Annotated in this window: 19 protein-coding genes and 1 riboswitch; of the genes, 11 read left to right on the top strand and 8 right to left on the bottom strand. The window is 57.9% G+C overall.

The features are described 5' to 3' along the window. Nucleotides 1-5: 5 nt before the first annotated feature. The 6 genes from ftsL to ilvI all read right to left on the bottom strand — a co-directional run bounded on the left by ftsL (nucleotide 6) and on the right by ilvI (nucleotide 5,758). Nucleotides 6-371: a cell division protein FtsL gene (gene ftsL / locus V3W49_RS09120; protein ID WP_138095739.1), complete on the bottom strand. Its 366-nt coding sequence runs from the start codon at nucleotides 369-371 to the stop codon at nucleotides 6-8. Then, complete coding sequence (gene rsmH / locus V3W49_RS09115; protein ID WP_500145035.1) at nucleotides 368-1,309, bottom strand: 16S rRNA (cytosine(1402)-N(4))-methyltransferase RsmH; 942 nt, start codon at nucleotides 1,307-1,309, stop codon at nucleotides 368-370. The genes ftsL and rsmH overlap by 4 nt, the downstream gene beginning before the upstream one ends. A 3-nt stretch (nucleotides 1,310-1,312) precedes the next feature. Further along, nucleotides 1,313-1,771 carry a division/cell wall cluster transcriptional repressor MraZ gene (gene mraZ / locus V3W49_RS09110; RefSeq protein WP_500145034.1) on the bottom strand — a complete coding sequence of 153 codons (459 nt, stop codon included), beginning with the start codon at nucleotides 1,769-1,771 and terminating at the stop codon, nucleotides 1,313-1,315. A gap of 562 nt (nucleotides 1,772-2,333) precedes the next feature. Then, entirely contained in the window at nucleotides 2,334-3,338 is a 1,005-nt protein-coding gene (gene cra, locus V3W49_RS09105) for a catabolite repressor/activator (protein ID WP_500145033.1), read from the bottom strand. 195 nt (nucleotides 3,339-3,533) lie between these two features. Further along, the gene (gene ilvN / locus V3W49_RS09100; RefSeq protein WP_138099151.1) at nucleotides 3,534-4,028 is read right to left on the bottom strand and encodes an acetolactate synthase small subunit; all 495 of its coding nucleotides are present in this window, start codon (nucleotides 4,026-4,028) and stop codon (nucleotides 3,534-3,536) included. 2 nt (nucleotides 4,029-4,030) lie between these two features. Further along, nucleotides 4,031-5,758 carry an acetolactate synthase 3 large subunit gene (ilvI, locus tag V3W49_RS09095; protein ID WP_500145032.1) on the bottom strand — a complete coding sequence of 576 codons (1,728 nt, stop codon included), beginning with the start codon at nucleotides 5,756-5,758 and terminating at the stop codon, nucleotides 4,031-4,033. Between the two features lie 822 nt (nucleotides 5,759-6,580). Here ilvI and leuA point away from each other — a divergent pair. From leuA to thiQ, 8 genes are all read left to right on the top strand, one after another. Continuing rightward, nucleotides 6,581-8,152, top strand: a complete 1,572-nt coding sequence (gene leuA / locus V3W49_RS09090; protein WP_500145031.1) for a 2-isopropylmalate synthase — start codon at nucleotides 6,581-6,583, stop codon at nucleotides 8,150-8,152. Between the two features lie 2 nt (nucleotides 8,153-8,154). Further along, entirely contained in the window at nucleotides 8,155-9,246 is a 1,092-nt protein-coding gene (leuB, locus tag V3W49_RS09085) for a 3-isopropylmalate dehydrogenase (protein ID WP_500145030.1), read from the top strand. Between the two features lie 3 nt (nucleotides 9,247-9,249). Beyond that, the gene (gene leuC / locus V3W49_RS09080; RefSeq protein ID WP_500145029.1) at nucleotides 9,250-10,650 is read left to right on the top strand and encodes a 3-isopropylmalate dehydratase large subunit; all 1,401 of its coding nucleotides are present in this window, start codon (nucleotides 9,250-9,252) and stop codon (nucleotides 10,648-10,650) included. A 10-nt stretch (nucleotides 10,651-10,660) separates the two neighbouring features. Further along, nucleotides 10,661-11,266 (top strand): 3-isopropylmalate dehydratase small subunit, encoded by a 606-nt coding sequence (leuD, locus tag V3W49_RS09075; protein WP_500145028.1) that lies wholly within the window; start codon nucleotides 10,661-10,663, stop codon nucleotides 11,264-11,266. Nucleotides 11,267-11,499: 233 nt separating this feature from the next. Beyond that, nucleotides 11,500-13,158, top strand: coding sequence for an HTH-type transcriptional regulator SgrR (gene sgrR, locus V3W49_RS09070; RefSeq protein ID WP_500145027.1), 1,659 nt, complete (start codon nucleotides 11,500-11,502; stop codon nucleotides 13,156-13,158). A 179-nt stretch (nucleotides 13,159-13,337) separates the two neighbouring features. After that, a riboswitch (TPP riboswitch) is annotated at nucleotides 13,338-13,426 on the top strand. Between the two features lie 30 nt (nucleotides 13,427-13,456). Continuing rightward, nucleotides 13,457-14,440 (top strand): thiamine ABC transporter substrate binding subunit, encoded by a 984-nt coding sequence (gene thiB / locus V3W49_RS09065; RefSeq protein WP_500145026.1) that lies wholly within the window; start codon nucleotides 13,457-13,459, stop codon nucleotides 14,438-14,440. Next, a complete protein-coding gene (gene thiP, locus V3W49_RS09060; protein WP_500145025.1) occupies nucleotides 14,416-16,026 on the top strand; it encodes a thiamine/thiamine pyrophosphate ABC transporter permease ThiP in 1,611 nt (536 codons plus the stop codon). Before thiB ends, thiP begins: the two co-directional genes overlap by 25 nt. Continuing rightward, entirely contained in the window at nucleotides 16,010-16,729 is a 720-nt protein-coding gene (thiQ, locus tag V3W49_RS09055; protein ID WP_500145024.1) for a thiamine ABC transporter ATP-binding protein ThiQ, read from the top strand. Before thiP ends, thiQ begins: the two co-directional genes overlap by 17 nt. On the opposite strand, the gene V3W49_RS09050 is transcribed toward thiQ, so the two are convergent. After that, nucleotides 16,698-17,456: a DedA family protein gene (locus V3W49_RS09050; protein ID WP_500145023.1), complete on the bottom strand. Its 759-nt coding sequence runs from the start codon at nucleotides 17,454-17,456 to the stop codon at nucleotides 16,698-16,700. The genes thiQ and V3W49_RS09050 overlap by 32 nt on opposite strands. A gap of 78 nt (nucleotides 17,457-17,534) precedes the next feature. Next, the gene (araC, locus tag V3W49_RS09045) at nucleotides 17,535-18,413 is read right to left on the bottom strand and encodes an arabinose operon transcriptional regulator AraC (protein WP_500145022.1); all 879 of its coding nucleotides are present in this window, start codon (nucleotides 18,411-18,413) and stop codon (nucleotides 17,535-17,537) included. Between the two features lie 341 nt (nucleotides 18,414-18,754). Here araC and araB point away from each other — a divergent pair, with 341 nt between their 5' ends. The 3 genes from araB to araD are packed head-to-tail and all read left to right on the top strand — an operon-like array spanning nucleotide 18,755 to nucleotide 22,725. Then, the gene (gene araB / locus V3W49_RS09040) at nucleotides 18,755-20,464 is read left to right on the top strand and encodes a ribulokinase (protein WP_500145021.1); all 1,710 of its coding nucleotides are present in this window, start codon (nucleotides 18,755-18,757) and stop codon (nucleotides 20,462-20,464) included. Nucleotides 20,465-20,475: 11 nt separating this feature from the next. Further along, the gene (araA, locus tag V3W49_RS09035) at nucleotides 20,476-21,978 is read left to right on the top strand and encodes an L-arabinose isomerase (protein WP_500145074.1); all 1,503 of its coding nucleotides are present in this window, start codon (nucleotides 20,476-20,478) and stop codon (nucleotides 21,976-21,978) included. A gap of 51 nt (nucleotides 21,979-22,029) precedes the next feature. Continuing rightward, the gene (araD, locus tag V3W49_RS09030) at nucleotides 22,030-22,725 is read left to right on the top strand and encodes an L-ribulose-5-phosphate 4-epimerase (protein WP_500145020.1); all 696 of its coding nucleotides are present in this window, start codon (nucleotides 22,030-22,032) and stop codon (nucleotides 22,723-22,725) included. Nucleotides 22,726-22,875: the final 150 nt, after the last annotated feature.

The following is a 22,875-nucleotide window of genomic DNA, read 5'->3' as shown; positions in this document are numbered from 1 at the left end:
AACATCTACTTCTGCACCACGATATTTTCCTGTGCCGGATCCACGTGCTGCATATGCAGTTTCTCCGTGGCCGTGCGTTCCACCCGGCTGTGATCGCCGAGGGCATTCTCTTCCAGAATCAGGTTGCGCCATTCAATATCCAGCGCGTCGCGTTCCAGTACCAGCTGCTCGCGCTGCGCGGTAAGCAGACGGGTATGGTGCGCGGTGGTGACCACAAAAATGGCGGTGACGATAATGGCAATGAAAAGACAGAGTGGCAGCTTCCCATATCGCAACAGGTCGCTTCCGATTACGCCAGGCAAGGCATGGCGCTCGTTGCTTCCGATCGACCCGGTTACTTTGCTCAGGGCCTCTGTCACTCTGCTAATCATGCGTTCGTCCTCTCTGCAATACGCAGAACTGAACTCCGGGCTCGAGGGTTGTCCGCCACTTCTTCTGCACCCGGCATCATTTTTCCTATTATTTTCAGCTGGCGACCGCCCAATTGGTTAAGCTGCGCTTCCGTCATCGGGATCCCCGCCGGCACCTGAGGCCCACGGCTGTATTCACGCATAAAGCGTTTAACCAGCCTGTCCTCCAGCGAGTGGAAACTGATAATGGAAAGCCGCCCTCCCGGGGCAAGTACGTCCAGCGAGCCTTTTAGCGCCAGCTCTACCTCCTCCAGTTCACTGTTTACCCAGATGCGCACCGCCTGGAAGGTACGGGTCGCGGGGTGTTTATGCTTGTCTTTGACCGGGGTGGCCGCTGCCACCACTTCCGCCAGCTCGCGAGTTCGGGTCATTGGCTGTTCACGGTTGCGCTCGACGATGGCGCGGGCAATACGCTTCGCAAAGCGCTCCTCGCCCCAGGTTTTCAGCACCCGGGCTATCTCATCCTCTTCGGCATCCATCAGCCATTCGGCGGCCGAACGGCCACGGCTGGGATCCATGCGCATATCAAGCGGGCCGTCGCGCATAAAAGAAAAACCACGCTCGGGATCGTCGAGCTGGGGAGAGGAAACCCCAAGGTCAAGCAGAATGCCGTCGATACGGCCGGCAAGCGAGCGCTCGCGCATATAGTCAGCAAGCGCAGAGAAAGGTCCATGAATGATGGAAAAGCGCGGATCGTCGATGGCCTGAGCGGCGGCAATCGCCTGAGGGTCGCGATCGATAGCCAGCAGACGCCCCTCCGGCCCCAGGCGGGACAGAATCAGACGGGAATGACCACCGCGACCAAAAGTGCCATCAATGTAGATACCATCACGACGCGGGTTAAGACCCTCTACGGCTTCGTCGAGCAGTACCGTGGTATGTTTATAATTTTCCATCATTTTTTATAGTGACAAGTCCTGCAGCCGCTCCGACATATCGCCCGCGGAGGATTGCTCAGCGTCAATATCTTCCATGACCTGTTGATGCCAGGTCGCCTCGTCCCACAGCTCAAACTTGTTAAACTGTCCGACCAGCATCACTTCTTTGGAAAGCCCGGCGTGCTGTCTGAGCACCGGCGCCACCAGCAGACGCCCCGCACTATCCATCTGACACTCGCTGGCATGCCCCAACAGCAGTCGCTGTACGCGACGTTCCGCGGGATTCATGCTCGATAAACGCGACAACTTTTGTTCAATAATCTCCCACTCGGGGAGCGGATAAAGCAGCAGGCAGGGGTGATGGATATCAATGGTGCAAACCATTTGACCCATCGCAGTTTCGATCAGCTTTTCCCGATAACGGGTAGGAACGGAAAGCCGCCCCTTGCTGTCGAGATTGACCAACGTTGCCCCACGGAACATGCCAGTCTCACCCTCTCCTCACCCTGTTCACCACTTTATCCCACAAATTCCCACCTGAAGAAGTTTACGGAGCGGAGGAAAAGCTTGTCAAGCCAACACCCATATATAAGAAAGTAAAAAAAGGTCACTGACAGGGGATTAACAGCCTGAGAGAAAACCGCGATTCGGGCGAGACAAAATTAACGCGCTGAATATTTGTAGAAAAATGACTAACAGACATGAAAATCGTAAAAACGGCTGAAGACATCCTGGAAAAAATATTACGTGCTAAGTTTGCGACGCGGGCGGCATTTTAAGGCAATTCGTCAGGCAAGAACAGCGCCAGATGGCGCCTGTACGCAGACGGGGAGCAGCAGAAAGAAAAACAATCGGAATATTTGCTGTTTTTTCACTCCGTTCCGGGATGTGAGTGTAACAAAATCATTCCGGCCTATTAAAAAATTGACGTCGAAGGAGGGAAAAAAGTCTTAACTAAAAAAACCGGTAAGAATTCTCTGTCTATTTTTAACCCCGTGTGACGAGAATAGTCTCAATTATCAGGCAGCCGAAGCTGCCATTTCAATTAAGAGCGGCTCAGATTACCGCGACGCCAAAGATTTCGGCGAATTCGGGTCAACCCGGCCTGGGGTCTGCGCGGTTCGTCCAGGCTGGCCAGCACCAGTTCCAGCACCCGTTCCGCCACTTCACGGTGGCGCTGGGCCACGGCAAGCACCGGACACTGCAGAAAGTCCAGTAGTTCATTATCGCCGAAGGTGGCGATCGCCAGTTCGGAAGGCAGATGCCCTTCGCGACGCAGCGTGACATCCATTACCCCCTGCAACAGCGCGAATGAAGTCGTATACAACGCCTGAGGCATTGGATTGTTATCCAGCCACTGGCCAAAGCTGCGCGCTGCCGCCTCGCGTTCATAGCTGTCGGCGTACAGAAACTGTACTTCGCGCGGATCGTCCTGCCAGGCATCACGAAATCCTTTTTCACGCAGGAAGCTGACCGACAGTTCCGGCAATGCTCCCAAGTAAAGTACGCGCTCGGCCGGAAACTGACGCAGCTCCGCCGCCAGCATACCGGCATCTTCTTCATCCGCCCCCACCACGCTGGTGAAGTGTTCGGGATCCAGGGCACGGTCAAGAGCGATAATGGGGAAAGTTCCGCTGGCCCAGCGCTGGTAGAAGGGGTGCTCCGGCGGCAGCGAAGTGGAGACGATAATGGCATCGACCTGGCGCTGCAGCAGATGCTCAACGCAGCGCATTTCGTTATCCGGCTGATCCTCGGAACAGGCGATAAGCAGTTGATAACCGCGCTGACGCGCCTGACGCTCCAGATAGTTAGCAATACGGGTATAACTGGTGTTTTCCAGATCGGGAATCACCAGGCCGATGGAGCGGGTTCTGCCAGCTCTCAGACCAGCAGCGACGGCATTGGGATGGTAGTTATGCTCACGTACCACCGCCATCACTTTTTCTACGGTCTTATCACTGACACGATACTGTTTTGCCTTGCCATTAATGACGTAGCTCGCCGTGGTGCGGGAAACCCCCGCCAGGCGTGCAATTTCATCCAGTTTCACTATTGCCCCTTAATAGTCGTTAAGCCTCAGCTCTGCTTCCCGCGTTCACACCATCGGCGCGAAGGCCCCCCGAGGTTACATCTTTTAACATCTAAGCGCAGAATAATAACCTGAGCAACCGCTTTTAAATCAGCGTGACTCCGATTTTGCCAAAAAAAACCCGGCATAAATGCCGGGCTTGTGAGCCGTGTCTCTTCACTGGCGCATAATCTTGTCACCGCGCGACAGGCCTACCACGCCAGAGCGAGCGATTTCAACAATGTTTGCGACATCGCGAATGGCGGCCAGGAAAGCATCGAGCTTATCGCTGGTGCCCGCCAGCTGTACCGTATAGAGCGATGGGGTGACGTCAATAATCTGGCCGCGGAAGATCTCCGCGCTGCGTTTGACCTCTTCCCGACCGTAACCGCTGGCCTGCACCTTCACCAGCATCATCTCGCGCTCGACATGGGAGCCCTGTCCCAGTTCGCTGACCCGCAGAACGTCCACCAGCTTATGCAGTTGCTTTTCGATCTGCTCAATGATTTTCTCATCGCCCACGGTCTGAATCGTCATACGCGACAGCGTGGGATCGTCGGTTGGCGCTACCGTCAGGCTTTCAATATTGTAACCTCGCTGGGAGAACAGCCCGACAACGCGCGACAGCGCACCCGATTCGTTTTCCAGTAATACAGATAATATCCGGCGCATAATCAGGTTCTCTCCGTTTTGCTCAGCCACATTTCATCCATTCCCCCGCCGCGGATCTGCATCGGGTAAACGTGTTCGCTACCGTCCACGGTAACATCCACAAACACCAGCCGACCGCCTTTAACCTGCGTCAGCGCTTCGCTCAGTTTGCTTTCCAGCTCCTGAGGCTGCGTGATGCGCATCCCCACATGGCCATAGGCCTCCGCCAGGCGGGCGAAATCCGGCAGGGATTCCATATAAGACTGGGAATGGCGCCCCGAATAGATCATATCCTGCCACTGCTTAACCATACCAAGATAGCGGTTATTCAGGTTCAGCACCAGCACCGGCAGACCATACTGCAACGCGGTAGAAAGTTCCTGAATATTCATCTGGATGCTGCCGTCGCCGGTCACACAAACTACGGTCTCTTCCGGAAGCGCCAGTTTGACGCCCAGCGCAGCCGGCAGACCGAAGCCCATGGTGCCCAGCCCACCGGAGTTAATCCAGCGACGCGGCTTATCAAAGGTGTAATAGAGCGCGGCGAACATCTGATGCTGGCCGACGTCCGACGTCACGATGGCGTTCCCTTCGGTCAGGCGGTAGATAGCTTCGATGGCCGCCTGCGGTTTGATCATTTCACTGTCCTGATGATAGCTAAGACACTTACGGGCCCGCCACTGCTCGATTTGCTGCCACCAGTCGCGGATCTCATCCAGCGGTCGTTCTGCCGGCGCTTCCTGCTCCAGAAGATCCAGCATCTGCTTCAGAACCTGACGGGCATCGCCAACGATCGGCACATCCGCCGCGACGGTTTTGGAGATCGAAGTAGGATCGACGTCAATATGCAATACCGTGGCGCTCGGACAGTATTTGGCCAGATTGTTGGTGGTGCGATCGTCGAAACGTACGCCAACCGCAAAGATTAAATCGGCGTTATGCATCGCCATATTGGCTTCATAAGTACCGTGCATACCCAACATGCCGAGCGCCTGGCGGTGCGTGCCCGGGAATGCCCCCAGCCCCATCAGCGATGAGACGACCGGCGCGTTCAGCGCTTCCGCCAGTTTCAGTAACTCCTGGTCACAGCCGGCGTTGATTGCGCCGCCGCCGACGTAAAGCACCGGTCGCCTGGCCGCCGTCAGGGTATTCAGGGCCCGTTTAATCTGTCCCCGGTGCCCCTGGGTGGTCGGATTATAGGAACGCATGCTGACCGTCTCCGGCCAGACATAAGGCAGCTTGTTGGCGGGATTCAGAATATCTTTCGGCAGATCGACCACCACCGGCCCCGGGCGCCCGCTGGCCGCCAGCCAGAACGCCTTTTTCAGCACGCCGGGAATATCCTCAGTCTGCTTCACCAGAAAGCTGTGCTTCACGACCGGGCGGGAGATGCCCACCATGTCGCACTCCTGGAACGCATCGTAGCCGATTAGCGATGTTGCCACCTGCCCGGAAAGCACAACCATGGGAATGGAATCCATATAGGCGGTCGCAATGCCCGTAATGGCATTGGTTGCCCCGGGGCCGGACGTGACCAACACCACGCCCACCTCGCCGGTCGCGCGGGCCAGGCCGTCCGCCATATGGACAGCCGCCTGCTCATGACGCACCAGCACGTGATCGATTCCCCCTACGGTATGAAGCGCGTCGTAAATATCGAGCACCGCACCTCCGGGATAGCCGAATACCTGTTTAACGCCCTGATCGATCAACGATCGGACAACCATCTCGGCTCCTGACAACATCTCCATGGTTTGCCTCCAGGCTTTTTTGTTTAGCGACTGACTACGGAACTCATTTCCATACAGTCACGGTGCAGAGGATACCCCCGCCCGTTTTTAGGATATTTAAGAAAACATTTTTCTAACATAACCTCTGAAAATCAGGCAGGCAATGTGTTAACGCCTCGCCCTGAGTGGTTTCCTTTTTGTCTTTCACTAAACGAGCCACTCAATTCAGCCCAAATAACCACACCAACATCGCCAAAACAAATAAAAAACCATAAACAACGGCAATGGTCAGAATAAAATCTAATTAACATCCCTTAGCCTGGCCCCCCGTGGCCTTTTCCCGACTCAGACCCGTAGCCACGTGGGGTTCAGTACGATGCCCCATCTACCGTTGCGGTATACACCCTACCTGTTCCAGAAAAATTTTCTCTTCATCATTAAATTCCCCCTGGCTTTCAGAGACCATTTTTTCCGAAAAAAAGAATGGTCATTTCGCTATTAAGCAGTGATTCATCCCAATTGATGTTGAATAATTAGTTTATCCAACTGGCCTTATCACTTCTCTCATTTAGCCGCCCCGGAATTCGAATCATAGTCTGGGGTTGACACCAGAAGTCAGATAAAGTACCTCTAAATACATCACTTATTTTTGATGAGACGGATTTAAATGATTTTTATCGCTCACAACCTTCTGGCTCTACTACTAAACGCCTTCACTGTGCGCGGTAGGCTGGCGGGTAGCGGTAAGCATTAATCCGACTCACCAGACAACGAAACCCGCGCCACTGCGCGGGTTTTTTTATGCTCGAAGCAGGGCGCCTGATAAACCAAAGGACCGAACCCATGAGCCAACAAGTCATTATTTTTGATACTACTTTACGTGATGGTGAACAGGCGTTGCAGGCCAGCCTGAGTGTGAAAGAAAAACTGCAAATCGCCCTGGCGCTGGAGCGTATGGGTATCGATGTGATGGAAGTGGGCTTCCCGGTTTCTTCCCCCGGTGACTTCGAGTCGGTGCAAACCATCGCCCGTCAGGTCAAAAACAGTCGAGTCTGCGCGCTGGCCCGCTGTGTGGAAAAGGATATCGATGTCGCCGCCGAATCCCTGCGCATCGCTGAAGCCTTCCGTATTCATACCTTTATCGCCACATCACCGATGCACATCGCAACCAAACTGCGCAGCTCGCTGGATGAAGTGATTGAACGCGCGGTTTATATGGTGAAGCGCGCCCGTAACTACACTGACGATGTCGAATTCTCCTGCGAAGATGCCGGTCGTACGCCGGTAGCCGACCTGGCCCGGGTGCTGGAAGCCGTGATCGACGCGGGCGCCACCACCGTTAACCTGCCGGATACCGTGGGTTACACCACGCCGGCCGAATACAGCAATATTATCGCCTCCGTGCGTAACAGCGTACCGAACATCGACAAAGCAATTATCTCTGTCCATACCCATGACGATTTGGGGATGGCGGTCGGTAACGCTATCGCCGCCGTTGAAGCGGGCGCCCGCCAGGTCGAAGGCGCAATGAACGGCCTGGGCGAGCGCGCCGGAAACTGCGCGCTGGAAGAGGTCATTATGGCTATCAAGGTGCGCAGCAAAATGATGAACCTGCACACCAATATCAACCATCATGAAATCTGGCGCGCCAGTCAGACCGTCAGCCAGATCTGCAATATGCCGATCCCCGCTAACAAGGCGGTCGTCGGCAGCAACGCCTTTGCCCACTCTTCCGGCATCCACCAGGATGGCGTACTGAAAAATCGCGAAAACTACGAAATCATGACCCCGGAATCCATCGGCCTGAACCAGGTACAGTTGAACCTGACCTCGCGTTCCGGCCGCGCGGCAGTGAAGCATCGCATGGACGAGATGGGCTATCAGGAAAGCGATTACAACATGGACGAACTGTACGACGCCTTCCTGAAGCTGGCTGATAAAAAGGGCCAGGTGTTCGACTACGACCTGGAAGCCCTCGCCTTTATTAATAAACAGCAGGAAGAGCCGGAACATTACCGTCTGGACTACTTCACCGTGCAGTCCGGCTCCAGCACCATGCCGACCGCCTCGGTGAAGCTGGCCTGCGGCGATGAAATCAAATCGGAAGCCGCCACCGGCAACGGCCCGGTCGATGCCGTCTATCAGGCCATTAACCGGATTACCGGTTACGCCATCGAGCTGGTGAACTATCAGCTCAGCGCGAAAGGCCACGGCGAAAATGCGCTGGGCCAGGTTAACGTCGTCGCGCGCTATAACGGCCGCCGCTTCCACGGCGTGGGGCTGGCGACCGACATCGTCGAATCCTCCGCCCAGGCCATGGTTAACGTGCTGAACAATATCTGGCGCGCCGCCGAAGTGGAAAAAGAGTTACAACGCAAAGCTCAGACCAAAAAACAGAATCAGGAAACCGTGTGAACATGTCCAGGAACACCCATATAGCAGTATTGCCGGGCGATGGAATCGGCCCGGAAGTGATGACTCAGGCGCTGAAAGTGCTGGATGCGGTACGTAAGCGCTTCGATATGCGTATCACCACCAGCGAATACGACGTGGGCGGTATCGCCATCGATCGTCACGGCACCCCGCTGCCGGCCGCCACCGTAGAAGGCTGTGAGCAGGCGGACGCCGTACTGTTCGGCTCGGTCGGCGGCCCCAAATGGGAGCACCTGCCTCCCAACGAACAGCCAGAGCGCGGCGCCCTGCTGCCGCTGCGTAAGCACTTTAAGCTGTTCAGCAACCTGCGTCCGGCTCGCCTGTGGCAGGGGCTGGAAAGCTTTTGTCCGCTGCGGGCCGACATCGCAGAGCGCGGCTTCGACATCCTGTGCGTCCGTGAACTGACCGGCGGTATCTACTTCGGTCAGCCAAAAGGACGCGAAGGCAGCGGCATGTATGAAAAAGCGTTCGACACCGAGGTCTATCATCGCTTCGAGATCGAACGCATCGCACGCATCGCCTTCGAATCGGCACGCAAACGCCGCCATAAAGTGACCTCTATTGATAAAGCCAACGTACTGCAAAGCTCAGTGATGTGGCGCGAAATCGTCAGTGAAATCGGTAAGCAGTATCCCGACGTCGAGCTGAGCCATATGTATATCGATAACGCCACCATGCAGATGATTAAGGATCCGTCTCAGTTCGACGTGGTGCTGTGCTCTAACCTGTTCGGCGACATTCTCTCCGACGAGTGCGCTATGATCACCGGCTCCATGGGGATGCTGCCTTCCGCCAGTCTGAACGAGCAGGGTTTCGGCCTTTATGAGCCCGCAGGCGGCTCCGCGCCGGATATCGCCGGAAAAAATATCGCTAACCCCATTGCCCAGATCCTGTCGCTGGCGCTGCTGCTGCGCTACAGCCTGGATGCCGGCGAAGCCGCCGAAGCCATCGAGCGCGCCGCCAATCGCGCGCTGGAAGAAGGCATTCGCACCAGCGATCTGGCCCAGGGGGGTCAGGCCGTCAGTACCGATGAGATGGGCGATATCATCGCCCGCTATGTGGCAGAAGGGGTATAAACCATGGCCAAAACCTTATATCAGAAGCTGTTTGACGCCCACGTCGTTTACGAGGCCGCGAACGAAACGCCGCTGATCTATATCGACAGACACCTTGTGCATGAAGTGACCTCCCCCCAGGCATTCGACGGCCTGCGCGCCCATAACCGCAAAGTGCGCCAGCCGGGAAAGACCTTCGCCACCATGGATCACAACGTCTCTACCGAAACCAAAGACATCAACGCTTCGGGTGAGATGGCGCGCATTCAGATGCAGGCGCTGATTAAGAACTGCAATGAATTCGGCGTCGAGCTCTACGATCTGAATCATCCCTGGCAGGGAATAGTGCACGTTATGGGCCCCGAGCAGGGAATCACCCTGCCCGGCATGACCATCGTCTGCGGCGACTCCCATACTGCCACCCATGGCGCTTTCGGCGCTCTGGCTTTCGGTATCGGCACTTCGGAAGTCGAACACGTGCTGGCTACCCAGACCCTGAAACAGGGCCGGGCCAAAACGATGAAAATCGAAGTCACCGGTCAGGCCGCCCCCGGCATCACCGCGAAAGATATCGTACTGGCTATTATCGGGAAAACCGGCAGCGCAGGCGGTACCGGCCACGTCGTCGAATTCTGCGGCCCGGCCATCGAGGCGCTTAGCATGGAAGGACGCATGACCCTGTGCAATATGGCGATCGAAATGGGCGCCAAAGCAGGCCTGGTAGCGCCGGATGAAACCACCTTTAACTATGTGAAGGGCCGCCGCCATGCGCCGAAAGAGGGTGCATGGGACGAAGCCGTCGCATACTGGAAGACGCTGAAGAGCGATGAAGGCGCCGTTTTCGATACCGTCGTTACGCTGAATGCCGAAGAGATCGCGCCGCAGGTAACCTGGGGAACGAACCCGGGCCAGGTCATTTCAGTCACCGACGCCGTGCCGGATCCGGCTTCATTCGCCGATCCGGTGGAGCGCGCCTCCGCCGAGAAAGCGCTGGCCTATATGGGCCTGCAGCCAGGCGTTCCCCTGACCGATGTCGCTATCGATAAGGTGTTTATCGGTTCCTGTACCAACTCACGCATTGAAGATCTGCGCGCCGCCGCCGCCATCGCCAAAGGGCGCAAGGTCGCGCCGGGCGTGCTGGCCATGGTGGTACCAGGCTCCGGCCCGGTCAAAGCGCAGGCCGAAGAAGAAGGGCTGGATAAGATCTTCCTCGATGCCGGTTTTGAATGGCGTCTGCCGGGCTGTTCCATGTGCCTGGCGATGAACAACGATCGCCTGAACCCCGGCGAGCGTTGCGCATCTACCAGCAACCGTAACTTTGAAGGGCGTCAGGGACGCGGCGGACGCACCCACCTGGTGAGCCCGGCGATGGCCGCCGCCGCCGCTATCACCGGCCGTTTCGCCGATATTCGCAATATTAAATAGGAGGCACACCATGGCAGAAAAATTTATCCGACATACCGGCCTGGTCGCCCCGCTGGATGCTGCGAACGTCGATACCGATGCCATCATCCCGAAGCAGTTTCTGCAGAAAGTGACCCGCACCGGCTTTGGCGCCCATCTGTTTAACGACTGGCGTTTTCTGGACGACAAAGGCGAACAGCCTGACCCGAATTTTGTTCTTAACTATCCGCAATATCAGGGAGCCTCTATCCTGCTGGCGCGTGAAAACTTCGGCTGCGGCTCGTCGCGCGAACACGCTCCCTGGGCCCTGACCGACTACGGCTTTAAGGTAGTGATAGCCCCAAGCTTCGCCGATATCTTCTACGGCAACAGCTTTAATAACCAGCTGCTGCCGGTCACCCTGAGCGAACAGCAGGTTGATGAACTGTTCCAGCTTGTCCAGAGCCAGCCGGGCATTACGTTCACGGTCGATCTGGAAGGCGAAAAGGTGATCGCCGGCGATAAAGAGTATCCCTTCACCATCGATACCTTCCGCCGTCACTGCATGATGAACGGCCTGGACAGCATCGGCCTGACGCTCACACACGAAGAGGCTATCTCGGCCTGGGAACAAAAACAGCCCGCCTTCGCCCGTTAATAATTATCCCTCCGCCCGGAGGGATGATTTTACAAATATCACCCAGAAAAAAGCCGACGGTAACAAGCCGTCGGCCGGTGATATATTCGCACCAATACTCAGTCACACATGATGTCCGCTACGCTGCATCGCTTTCCAACCTGGTCAACGCGCCTCGCTTTCATCTGACGCTATTATTCGCCTAATATAGGGAAACTAAAATTGATGACTTTCTGTCACGGAGTTCTCCTTTTATGCCCTCCTCTCGCCTGCAACAACAGTTTATCCGCCTGTGGCAGTGCTGCGACGGTAAATCCCAGCAGACCACGCTCAGCGAGCTGGCCCGGATGTTGAGCTGCTCGCGCCGCCATATGCGGACGCTGCTCAACGCCATGCAGGATAAAGGATGGCTGACCTGGCAGGCGGAAGCCGGCCGGGGACGGCGCTCCCGGCTAACCTTTATCTACACCGGCCTGACGCTGCAACAGCAGCGGGCGGAGGATCTGCTGGAACAGGATCGCATCGAGCAGTTGCTGCAACTGGTGGGCGATCGCCAGACGGTACGCCAGATGATTGTCTCCCATCTGGGCCGCAGCTTTCGCCAGGGGCGCCATATTTTACGGGTGCTCTACTATCGCCCGCTGCTGAACCTGCAGCCCGGTACGGCGCTACGCCGTTCGGAAAGCCACGTGGTACGCCAAATTTTCAGCGGCCTGACCCGGATAAATGAGGAAAATGGGGAAGCAGAGGGGGATGTCGCTCACCACTGGCAGCAAATTTCGCCGCTGCACTGGCGTTTCTACCTGCGTCCCGGCATTCATTTTCATCACGGTCGCGAGCTGGATATGCAGGACGTTATCGAAACCCTGCGGCGCATCAATCCCACCCCGCTCTATGGCCACATCGTCCGTATCGACTCCCCTACCGCCTGGACGCTCGATATCCATCTCAGTCAGCCGGATCGCTGGCTGCCCTGGCTGATGGGCAACTCCGCCGCCATGATACTGCCCCGGGAGTGGCGCGATATACCGGACTTCGCCCGTCAGCCGGTGGGCAGCGGCCCCTATGCGGTCGAACGCAATACCAGTAATCAGCTAAAAATTCACGCGTTCGACGACTATTTCGGTTACCGCGCCCTGATTGACGAAGTGAATTTCTGGGTACTACCGGAAATCGGCGAAGACCTCAGCTGCGGCGTACAGCTCGAAGGCAGCGGCGATAGCGAAAAAGCCGTGGAGAGCCGGCTGGAGGAAGGGTGCTACTATATTTTGTTCGACGCGCGCTCGGAATCGGGTCGCAGGGACGATGTGAAACGCTGGATTAATCATGTTCTTTCTCCGGTCAGCCTGATCTATCGGGCCGGTGAACAATATCAGCGCTACTGGTTTCCGGCCTGGGGGCTGTTGCCACGCTGGCATCACGCTCAACCTCCGGAGCCGGTTGAAAAACCGGACGGCCTCGACGCTATCACGCTAACCTTCTACCGCGATCACGCCGAACATCAGATCCTGGGAAACATCATGGGGAAATTACTGGCCGAACACGGGGTGAAGCTGATCGTTAAAGAAGTGGACTATGACCAGTGGCATAAAGGCAATGATATCAGCGATATCTGGCTGAACAGCGCCAACTTCACTCTGCCGCTGGAATTTTCGCTATTTGCCCACCTGTATGAAGTGCCGCTACTCCAGCACTGCATTCCCGGCGACTGGCATGAAGAGGCGCGCCGCTGGCGGGCGGGTGAGCTGGATCTGGCCGAATGGTGCCGCCAGCGCCTTAATCGCCTTGAAATCCAGCCGCTTATCCATCACTGGCTGATACTCCAGGGCCAGCGTAGCATGCGTGGCCTGCGGATGAACACCCTGGGCTGGTTCGACTTTAAATCCGCCTGGTTCGCGCCGCCAGACGTTTAAGTTTTCGGGCATACAGGCTGTTGTCGTCATCCGCCAAAGAGAGGGAGCATCTCCCATAATCTCTCTTTGGCGACGACAGACGTATCAGGCAGATCGGCCCGGTAGCCGCCCCATCAGAGACGGTTTCCTTAATCTCCTTCGCGTCTTTCGCTATGCGAGCGAACTCATTACAATGTGGGCCATTCTCAACGGGGTGCTATGTGCTGAGAGATACCCGTCGAACCTGATCCGGATAACGCCGGCGAAGGGATTTGAGGCCACGCCCAAAATCCTTTGCCACCCAATACTGGAGTGCAAAGTGCTGAATAAACTGCTACCGCTGCTCACACTGGTCGCCCTGCCCGTCTTTGCGAGTCCGCAGCTCACCGTCTATACCTATGACTCTTTCGCCGCCGACTGGGGCCCCGGCCCGGCCATTAAAAAAGCCTTCGAAGCCGACTGCGATTGTACCCTGAAGTTTGTGGCGCTGGAGGACGGAGTCGCCCTGCTTAATCGCCTGCGAATGGAAGGTAAAAACAGCAAAGCGGATGTGGTACTGGGCCTGGACAATAATCTGCTGGAAGCGGCCACCCAAAGCGGCCTGTTCGCCAAAAGCGATGTCGACACCCGCCACCTGACGCTACCTGGCGGATGGCAAAACGACACCTTCGTGCCTTACGACTACGGCTGGTTCGCTTTCGTATATGATAAAAACCGCCTGAAAAATCCCCCCGCAAGCCTGAAAGAGCTGGTGGAAAGCGCCCAGAAATGGCGGGTTATCTATCAGGATCCCCGAACCAGCACTCCGGGGCTGGGGCTACTGCTGTGGATGAAACAAGTCTATGGAGACAAAGCGCCCGACGCCTGGCAAAAACTGGCGCGTAAAACCGTCACCGTGACCCGGGGCTGGAGCGAATCCTGGGGGCTATTTCTGAAAGGCGAAGGGGATCTGGTGCTTAGCTACACCACCTCTCCAGCCTATTCGCTTATTGAAGAACATAAAGATAACTACGCCGCCGCTAACTTTAGCGAAGGGCACTATATGCAGGTAGAAGTGGCGGCCCGCCTGAAAAGCAGCAAGCAGCCAGAGCTGGCCCAAAAATTTATGCAGTTTGTGGTATCAAAGGCGTTCCAGCAGACCATCCCCACCGGCAACTGGATGTATCCGGTAAGCCCGGTCTCACTGCCCGAAGGCTTTAATACGCTGATGCGTCCCCAAAAGACGTTACAGTTTACGCCTCAGCAGGTAGCGACACAGCGCACCGCCTGGATTGATGAATGGCAGCGCGCCCTCAGCCGCTGATTCCCGGCTGGCTGAAACCGGGGCTGCTCGCCGCCGGGCTGGTACTCGGCGTGGCGCTGGCCGCCTTCGGCGCCCTGTGGTTCAGCGCGCCAGCCGTCGATCCCCGCGCCCTGATCCAGGACGACTATCTGTGGCACGTGGTGCGCTTTTCGTTCTGGCAGGCTTTTCTTTCAGCGCTGCTCTCCGTGCTCCCGGCCATTCCCCTGGCGCGGGCCCTGTGGCGTCGCCGCTTCCCCGGGCGTCAGCTTCTGCTGCGGCTATGCGCCATGACGCTGGTGCTGCCGGTGCTGGTGGCGGTTTTCGGTCTTCTTTCCGTTTATGGACGTCAGGGCTGGCTGGCCGGGATTTGCCAGTGGCTGGGCATCGACTGGTCATTCTCTCCCTATGGCCTGCAGGGAATATTGCTGGCGCACCTCTTTTTTAACTTGCCGATGGCCACCCGACTGCTGCTCCAGGCGCTGGAGAGTATTCCCGGCGAGCAGCGCAGGCTCGCCGCTCAACTGGGCATACGCGGCTGGTCGCTGTTCCGGCTGGTGGAGTGGCCGTGGCTGCGGCGTCAGATCTTCCCTACCGCCGCCCTGATTTTCATGCTGTGCTTTGCAAGCTTCGCCACCGTGCTGGCGCTGGGCGGCGGCCCTAAAGCCACCACCATTGAACTGGCCATCTACCAGGCCCTTAGCTATGACTACGATCCGGCCCGGGCGGCGCTACTGGCTTTGATTCAGCTATTCTGCTGTCTGGGCCTCATGCTACTGGCCCAGCGCTTCAGTAAAGCTATTCCCGCGGGCGCCACCCTGACCATGGGCTGGCGCGCCCCCGAGAGCAACCTGTTCTCGCGTGCCCTGGATGTGCTACTTATCTTGCTGCTGCTACTACTGATGCTGCCGCCACTGCTGGCAATTGTAGCGGACGGTTTGCGCGGCCCTCTGCCACACATGCTCCAGCAGGGCGCGCTGTGGCAGGCGGTCTGGACGTCGCTGCGGATCGCCATCGCCGCTGGCTTGCTGTGCGTCGCGCTGACCCTGATGCTGCTCTGGAGCTCCCGCGAGCTGCGCCTGCGCAAGCAGCCGCTGGCGGGCCAGGCGCTGGAGCTGAGCGGCATGTTGATCCTCGCCATGCCGGGCATCGTACTGGCGACCGGATTCTTCCTGCTGCTTAACGCCACCACCGGCCTGCCGGAATCGGCGGACGCCATCGTAATTTTCACCAATGCGCTAATGGCGATCCCTTATGCGCTTAAGGTGCTGGAAAATCCCATGCGCGATCTGGCGGAGCGTTACGGCCCGCTGTGCCAGGGGCTGGGAATTCGCGGTATCAACCGCCTGAGAATCATTGAGCTACAGGCCCTGAAGCGCCCGATTGCTCAGGCGCTGGCCTTCGCCTGCGTCCTGTCGATTGGCGACTTCGGCGTGGTGGCGCTGTTCGGCAATGAAGATTTCCGTACCCTGCCTTTTTATCTCTACCAGCAGATCGGCGCCTACCGCAGCGACGATGGCGCGGTCACTGCGCTGCTACTGCTGCTGCTCTGCCTTGCACTGTTCACTCTGATGGAAAAATTACCGGGGCGCCATGCTGACACTGACTGATGTAACCTGGCTGTATCATCACCTGCCCATGCGCTTTAGCCTGCAGGTCGCACGCGGAGAACGCCTGGCGATACTCGGCCCCAGCGGCGCGGGGAAGAGTACTCTTCTCAATCTGATTGCCGGTTTCCTGACGCCTGGCAGCGGTCGTATTCTGCTTAACGACGTCGACCATACCCGTACGCCGCCCGACCAGCGTCCGATTTCCATGCTTTTTCAGGAGCACAATCTGTTCCCGCACCTCAGCGTACGTCAGAATATCGGTCTGGGTCTGAACCCCGGGCTGCGACTGAATGCGCAGCAGCGCAAAGAGGTGGAGGAAATCGCCGCCCAGATGGCGATCGGTGAATTACTGGACAGGCGGCCGGGCGAACTTTCCGGCGGCCAGCGCCAGCGAGCGGCGCTGGCCCGCTGCCTGATCCGCAAGCTTCCGCTACTGCTGCTGGACGAGCCGTTTTCCGCCCTCGACCCCGGCCTGCGTCAGGAGATGCTCGCCCTGCTGGATGAGATTTGCCGCAGCCGGCAGATCGCGCTGTTGATGGTATCGCACAGCCTGGAAGACGCCGCGCAGATCGCAGCGCGCAGCCTGGTGGTGGTGGATGGCCGTATTTACTGGGACGGCGATACGGCTCAGTTGTTAAGCGGCGCGGTCAGCGCCTCTCATTGGCTTGGGATCAAAACCCCAGCACCTTCCCCAGAATCCTGAGATAAACCGGCATCAGCGGGTGAAACACCACCCGCAGCGTTACGACAATCGACGCCACTGCACAAAGCGGCGTCAGCCACAACAGTCGGCTGCGCGACAGATACGCCGTTAACTTATCTTTCGCCGCCTTGCCGCTGCGCCACAGGCGCCAGCACAGCCATCCCGCCAGCCATAGCAGAGCCGCCGCCGCCAGCAGCCACCACTTAAAGCCCCCTCCTTCCAGCTCTGCGGGAATATCGATAGCGGCGCCGGCCAGAATTCCCGGCAGAAAATAAAACGGCGGCCAGAGGATGCAACCGATAATATTAGGAGCGATAAACTTACGCACCGGTAGCTCCAGCATACCGGCCACCATCGGCACCAGCGGACGCGTCGGCCCAATAAAGCGCCCGACCAGAATAGTGAACATGCTGTGTTGGTGCAGCGCGTGTTCGGTTTTATCCAGCCACGACTTCTGCTTTTTCAGAAATGACCAGCGATGCAGCGGCCCCCGAAAGCGCCAGCCCAGCCAGTACGAAATCCAGTCCGCCAGCAGGCAGCCAAGGGTTCCCACCAGCCATGCCGAGTAGAAATTTATCTGCCCGCTACCGATCAGCGCCCCCAGCGCGGCCATCACCACGGTGCCGGGCATAATCAGCCCCACCAGCGCCAGCGATTCAAGAAAAGCGACCAGCCAGATGGCGATAAGGGAGTAGTGGGTAACGAAGTGTTGCAGAAAATCTTCCATAGCGTATCCGGTTGAAGGCGAAGTCGGTCGATTTTCCCGATGCGGCCGCCGGGCGTCAAGCAGCCCGGCACAGCTGGTTCAAACGCGGTTTAGCGACTCATCCCGATTAAGCTGCTCGCAACCGGCCCGGAACTCGCTGGGACTGGCTCCGGTACACTTTTTAAAAACCCGGGAAAAGTAGAGCTGATCTTCAAATCCCACGTTGCGCCCCACGCTGGCGATGGGCAGCCTCGTAGTACTCAGCAGCAGCTTGGCCTGGCTGATGCGTTGATCCTCACGCCAGCCCAGTACACTCACGCCCAACTGCTGACGAAACAGGTGGGAAAGGCGCGATGGCGACAGGCAAACATGCTGGGCTACGCTTGCGATATCAAAACGGCTGTCCGCCAGATGATCGGTAATGTACTGACAGGCATCTCGCACCCGGTTATCCAGTGGCGCCTTCTGGGATTCGCTCAGGGCATCCATGCGTCGCAGCAGCAGCTGTTCCAGCAGGTTTATCGCCAAAAGCTCCGCATAGCGCCCCTCCCCCTGACCGGCATCGATAATCAACTGAAACAACCGGGAAAAGTGACGCTGGTGTTCCTCGGCCGGGCGATAAAAACCAGTTTTCGCAAAGATGGCGGGCCAGTTCAGCCACTCATGCCAGTAAGCCCGGGGCCGGAAGTAGACCCACTGGTGATACCACTCCTGACTGTCGGGGTGACGCCCGTAGTGGTGGATCTCGCCCGGCGGGAACAGCAACATATCGCCGGTGCGGCAGACAAACTGCTGCCCCTGATTATTGATAATCCCTTCGCCACGCACGGTACGGTTAAGAATAAAACCCTTCATGCCCAGAGGACGATCGATAAAAAAATCCAGCGGCCCGTTGGCCTCAATGGGCGTCAGCCCGGCCACCAGATGGGCGTTAAACGAATAGCCGGGCAGCAGGGGATCATTTTGCGTCTCATTCATCAGGCTCGTCTCTCCACGGGGTCAAAAAGAAACCATTTGTCCATATTCTGTCGCTTCCGCATCCGGCGGCGTATCGGGTTGCATCTCTCCGGGATAGCGCCGAGCGCGAAACCGCACCACGGCGGAAAAATGTGACAAATATCGGGTAAATCCGCCTTCATGAACAGTAACAAAAGTGTCTATAAGAGTGGCAGAAATGTCCACATCAAATACTTGCGTGGCGTCACAAATTTCCCTCTGACAGCAATTTTATCCATAAGATAAGCCAGATCGGCCTGACCCTGTTTCGCCTCTGGCCTCTATGGTTCATCCATGTTCTGTTTGACCCATGGAGTAACGAGATGGCTATTGCACTGGGCCTCGATTTTGGCAGTGATTCCGTTCGGGCGCTGGCGGTGGATTGCGACACCGGCGACGAACTGGCGAGCGGCGTGGAGTGGTACCCACGCTGGAAAGAAGGGCGCTACTGCGATGCCGCCCATAACCAGTTCCGCCACCATCCGCTGGACTACATCGAATCCATGGAGCGCGCCATCAAAAGCGCGCTGGCGGCGTTAAACGACGATCAACGCGCCCGGATTATCGGTATCGGCGTGGACAGCACCGGCTCCACCCCGGCGCCGATCGATGCCAGCGGCAATGTGCTGGCGCTGAATCCCGAATTCGCTGACAACCCGAACGCCATGTTCGTGCTCTGGAAAGATCACACCTCCGTGGAAGAAGCCGAGGAAATTACCCGCCTGTGCCACAGGCCTGGCAAAGAGGACTACTCGCGCTATATCGGCGGCATCTACTCCAGCGAATGGTTCTGGGCCAAGATCCTGCACATCACCCGTCAGGACAACGCCGTCGCTCGCGCTGCCGCCTCCTGGATCGAACTGTGCGACTGGGTACCGGCACTGCTGTCCGGCACCACCCGCCCGGCGGATATTCGCCGCGGCCGCTGTGCCGCCGGCCATAAGTCGCTGTGGCACGAAAGCTGGGGCGGCCTGCCTCCGGCCAGCTTCTTCGACGAGCTGGATCCGATTATCAATCAGAATCTGGACTACCCGATGTTCCGTGACACCTGGACCGCCGATCGGCCTGTGGGCCGCCTGACCGCCGAATGGGCCAGGCGCCTGGGGCTGTCTGAGCAGGTGGTTATCTCCGGCGGCGCCTTCGACTGCCATATGGGCGCGGTCGGCGCTGGCGCGGGAACCAACACCCTGGTGAAAGTTATCGGAACGTCGACCTGCGACATCCTGACCGCCGGGAAGTCCGCCGTCGGCGATCGCACGGTGAAAGGGATCTGCGGCCAGGTGGACGGCAGCGTTACCCCTGGCGTCATTGGGATGGAAGCCGGTCAGTCCGCCTTCGGCGACGTCTACGCCTGGTTTGAACGCATTCTGGGCTGGCCGCTGGATCAGCTGGCGCAGCAGCATCCGGAGCTGCGTGAACAGATTGCGCAAAGCCGTAACAAGATAATTCCAGCGCTGAGCGAAGCCTGGGCCGAAGCCCCCTCGCTGGAGCATCTGCCGGTAGTACTCGACTGGTTTAACGGCCGTCGTACGCCTTTCGCTAACCAGCGTCTGAAGGGGGTCATTAGCGATCTCAACCTGGCGACCGACGCTCCAACGCTGTTCGGCGGATTGATTGCGGCAACCGCCTTTGGCGCCCGCGCCATTATGGAATGCTTTACCGAACAGGGCATTCCGGTGAACCACGTGATGGCGCTGGGTGGTATCGCCCGTAAAAACCCGACCATCATGCAGGCCTGTAGCGACGTACTGAATCGCCCGCTGCAGGTGGTGGCTTCCGATCAATGCTGCGCCCTTGGCGCCGCCATCTTTGCCGCCGTCGCGGCCGGCGTTTACGACGATATTCCCGCCGCCCAGAAGATCATGGCCAGCCGCATTGAACGCACGCTCCAGCCAATACCGGAGCGCGCCGCACGCTTTGAACAGCTCTATCGCCGCTATCAGCAGTGGTGCCAGAGCGCCGAACAACACTACCTCCCCTCGGCCGTTCCTCAGGGCAACGCATCTGCGGGCCAGGCGGCACTGACACATTAAAGGACGCGATGATGACTATTTTCGATCAGTATGAAATTTGGTTCGTAATTGGTAGCCAGCACCTGTACGGCGCGGAGACCCTGCGTCAGGTCAATAGCCAGGCGGAACAGGTGGTTAACGCCCTGAACGCCGATGCAAAACTGCCGTGCAAACTGGTGCTTAAACCGCTGGGCACCCGCCCGGATGAAATTACCGATATCTGCCGCGACGCCAACTATCAGGACAGGTGCGCCGGTCTGGTGGTATGGCTGCACACCTTCTCGCCATCCAAAATGTGGATTAACGGACTGAGCATCCTGAACAAGCCGCTGCTGCAGTTCCACACCCAGTTTAATGCGCAGATCCCCTGGGACAGCATCGATATGGACTTTATGAACCTGAACCAGACCGCCCACGGCGGCCGCGAGTTCGGATTCATCGGCGCCCGCATGCGCCAACAGCACAGCGTGGTCAGCGGTCACTGGCAGGATAAACGCGCTCAGGAGCGTATCGGTGACTGGATGCGCCAGGCGGTCTCGAAGCAGGATACCCGTCACCTTAAAGTGGCGCGCTTCGGCGATAACATGCGCGAAGTGGCGGTCACCGAAGGGGATAAGGTCGCCGCACAGATTAAATTCGGCTTTTCGGTCAACACCTGGGCGGTGGGCGATCTGGTGGCGGTGGTCAACGACGTCAGCACCGGCGATATCAACGCCCTGATCGACGAATACGAAAGCAGCTACACTCTGACGCCCGCTGTGCAGATTAACGGCGCTAAACGCCAGAACGTGATCGATGCAGCGCGTATCGAACTGGGGATGAAGCGCTTCCTGGAAGAAGGCGGTTTCCACGCCTTTACCACCACCTTTGAAGATCTTCACGGCCTGAAGCAACTGCCGGGTCTGGCGGTACAGCGCCTGATGCAGCAGGGTTACGGCTTCGCTGGTGAAGGCGACTGGAAAACCGCCGCCCTGCTTCGCATTATGAAAGTAATGTCAACGGGGCTTTCGGGCGGCACCTCCTTTATGGAGGACTACACCTACAACTTCGAGTCCGGCAACGATATGGTGCTCGGTTCCCACATGCTGGAGGTTTGCCCTTCTATCGCCACGCCGACCAGGCCAATTCTCGACGTTCAGCCGTTAGGTATCGGCGGAAAAGACTCCCCGGCTCGTCTTATCTTCTCAACCGCCACAGGCCCTGCGATCAACGCCAGCCTGATCGATCTGGGCGATCGCTTCCGCCTGCTGGTGAACTGCGTCGATGCAGTTGAAGCGCCTCATGCGCTGCCGAAGCTGCCGGTGGCTAACGCCCTGTGGAAAGCCCAGCCGGATCTGCCCACCGCCGTTGAAGCCTGGGTGCTGGGCGGCGGCGCACATCACACCGTATTCAGCCAGTCCCTGACTCTGGAAGATATGCGCCTGTTCACTGAGATGCACGATATCGAGCTGACCACCATCGATAACGATACCCGCCTGCCCGCCTTTAAGGACGCGCTGCGCTGGAACGAAGTTTACTACCACTTTAAACGCTAAAACCTGATTCGGGCCGGTTCGCCGGCCCGCCTTTTCTGGAGGAAACGACTTATGCTGGAAGAGTTAAAACGTCAGGTTCTGGAAGCGAACCTGGCGCTGCCTCGTCATAATCTGGTCACCCTGACGTGGGGCAACGTCAGCGCCGTTGACCGCGAACGCGGCGTGCTGGTTATCAAGCCTTCCGGCGTGGAATATGACGTTATGCGCGCTCAGGATATGGTGGTGGTTTCGCTGGAAAGCGGCGACGTTGTCGAAGGCGATAAAAAGCCCTCGTCCGATACACCGACCCATCGCCTGCTCTACCAGAGCTTTCCGGAGATCGGCGGTATCGTGCATACCCACTCGCGCCATGCCACCATCTGGGCCCAGGCGGGTCAGCCTATTCCCGCCACCGGTACCACCCATGCCGATTACTTTTACGGCGCCATCCCCTGCACCCGCAAAATGACCGATGCCGAAATTAATGGCGAGTATGAATGGGATACCGGCTCGGTAATCGTGGAAACCTTCCGCGAGCGGGGTATTTCCGCGGCTCAGATGCCCGGCGTGCTGGTGCACTCCCACGGCCCCTTCGCCTGGGGGAAAGACGCTCAGGATGCCGTACATAATGCCATCGTGCTGGAAGAGGTGGCCTATATGGGCATCTTCTGCCGCCAACTGGCGCCGGAGCTGCCGCCCATGCAGCAGACGCTGCTGGATAAACACTATCTGCGCAAACATGGCGCTAACGCTTACTACGGACAGTAATAGCAGGGGGGTATGACTCACCCTTAAACGGTGGTTTGTTCGAAAGCGGGAGCTAAAAACCGGCAGAATATAATGATGCGGTGAGCTGTTCCGTTCACTTTGAGTCACTGCTTCTCTGTTGATTCACAGCAGGTAGAACGGGCCAGGGGC

This window comes from Rosenbergiella sp. YN46 (assembly GCF_036620675.1).
Classification (GTDB): domain Bacteria; phylum Pseudomonadota; class Gammaproteobacteria; order Enterobacterales; family Enterobacteriaceae; genus Jejubacter.
The sequence above is the reverse complement of the archived record's forward strand: the minus strand, read 5'-3'. Positions and strand labels throughout refer to the sequence as shown.

What these genes read in the sequence shown, in the direction of transcription:
- rsmH (WP_500145035.1), bottom strand. Translation starts at nt 1,309, where the DNA reads ATGATGGAAAATTATAAACATACCACGGTACTGCTCGACGAAGCCGTA.
- ftsL (WP_138095739.1), bottom strand. Translation starts at nt 371, where the DNA reads ATGATTAGCAGAGTGACAGAGGCCCTGAGCAAAGTAACCGGGTCGATC.
- leuA (WP_500145031.1), top strand. Translation starts at nt 6,581, where the DNA reads ATGAGCCAACAAGTCATTATTTTTGATACTACTTTACGTGATGGTGAA.
- ilvN (WP_138099151.1), bottom strand. Translation starts at nt 4,028, where the DNA reads ATGCGCCGGATATTATCTGTATTACTGGAAAACGAATCGGGTGCGCTG.
- araB (WP_500145021.1), top strand. Translation starts at nt 18,755, where the DNA reads ATGGCTATTGCACTGGGCCTCGATTTTGGCAGTGATTCCGTTCGGGCG.
- V3W49_RS09050 (WP_500145023.1), bottom strand. Translation starts at nt 17,456, where the DNA reads ATGGAAGATTTTCTGCAACACTTCGTTACCCACTACTCCCTTATCGCC.
- leuD (WP_500145028.1), top strand. Translation starts at nt 10,661, where the DNA reads ATGGCAGAAAAATTTATCCGACATACCGGCCTGGTCGCCCCGCTGGAT.
- thiP (WP_500145025.1), top strand. Translation starts at nt 14,416, where the DNA reads ATGGCAGCGCGCCCTCAGCCGCTGATTCCCGGCTGGCTGAAACCGGGG.
- sgrR (WP_500145027.1), top strand. Translation starts at nt 11,500, where the DNA reads ATGCCCTCCTCTCGCCTGCAACAACAGTTTATCCGCCTGTGGCAGTGC.
- mraZ (WP_500145034.1), bottom strand. Translation starts at nt 1,771, where the DNA reads ATGTTCCGTGGGGCAACGTTGGTCAATCTCGACAGCAAGGGGCGGCTT.
- leuB (WP_500145030.1), top strand. Translation starts at nt 8,155, where the DNA reads ATGTCCAGGAACACCCATATAGCAGTATTGCCGGGCGATGGAATCGGC.
- araA (WP_500145074.1), top strand. Translation starts at nt 20,476, where the DNA reads ATGACTATTTTCGATCAGTATGAAATTTGGTTCGTAATTGGTAGCCAG.
- araD (WP_500145020.1), top strand. Translation starts at nt 22,030, where the DNA reads ATGCTGGAAGAGTTAAAACGTCAGGTTCTGGAAGCGAACCTGGCGCTG.
- leuC (WP_500145029.1), top strand. Translation starts at nt 9,250, where the DNA reads ATGGCCAAAACCTTATATCAGAAGCTGTTTGACGCCCACGTCGTTTAC.
- araC (WP_500145022.1), bottom strand. Translation starts at nt 18,413, where the DNA reads ATGAATGAGACGCAAAATGATCCCCTGCTGCCCGGCTATTCGTTTAAC.
- ilvI (WP_500145032.1), bottom strand. Translation starts at nt 5,758, where the DNA reads ATGGAGATGTTGTCAGGAGCCGAGATGGTTGTCCGATCGTTGATCGAT.
- thiQ (WP_500145024.1), top strand. Translation starts at nt 16,010, where the DNA reads ATGCTGACACTGACTGATGTAACCTGGCTGTATCATCACCTGCCCATG.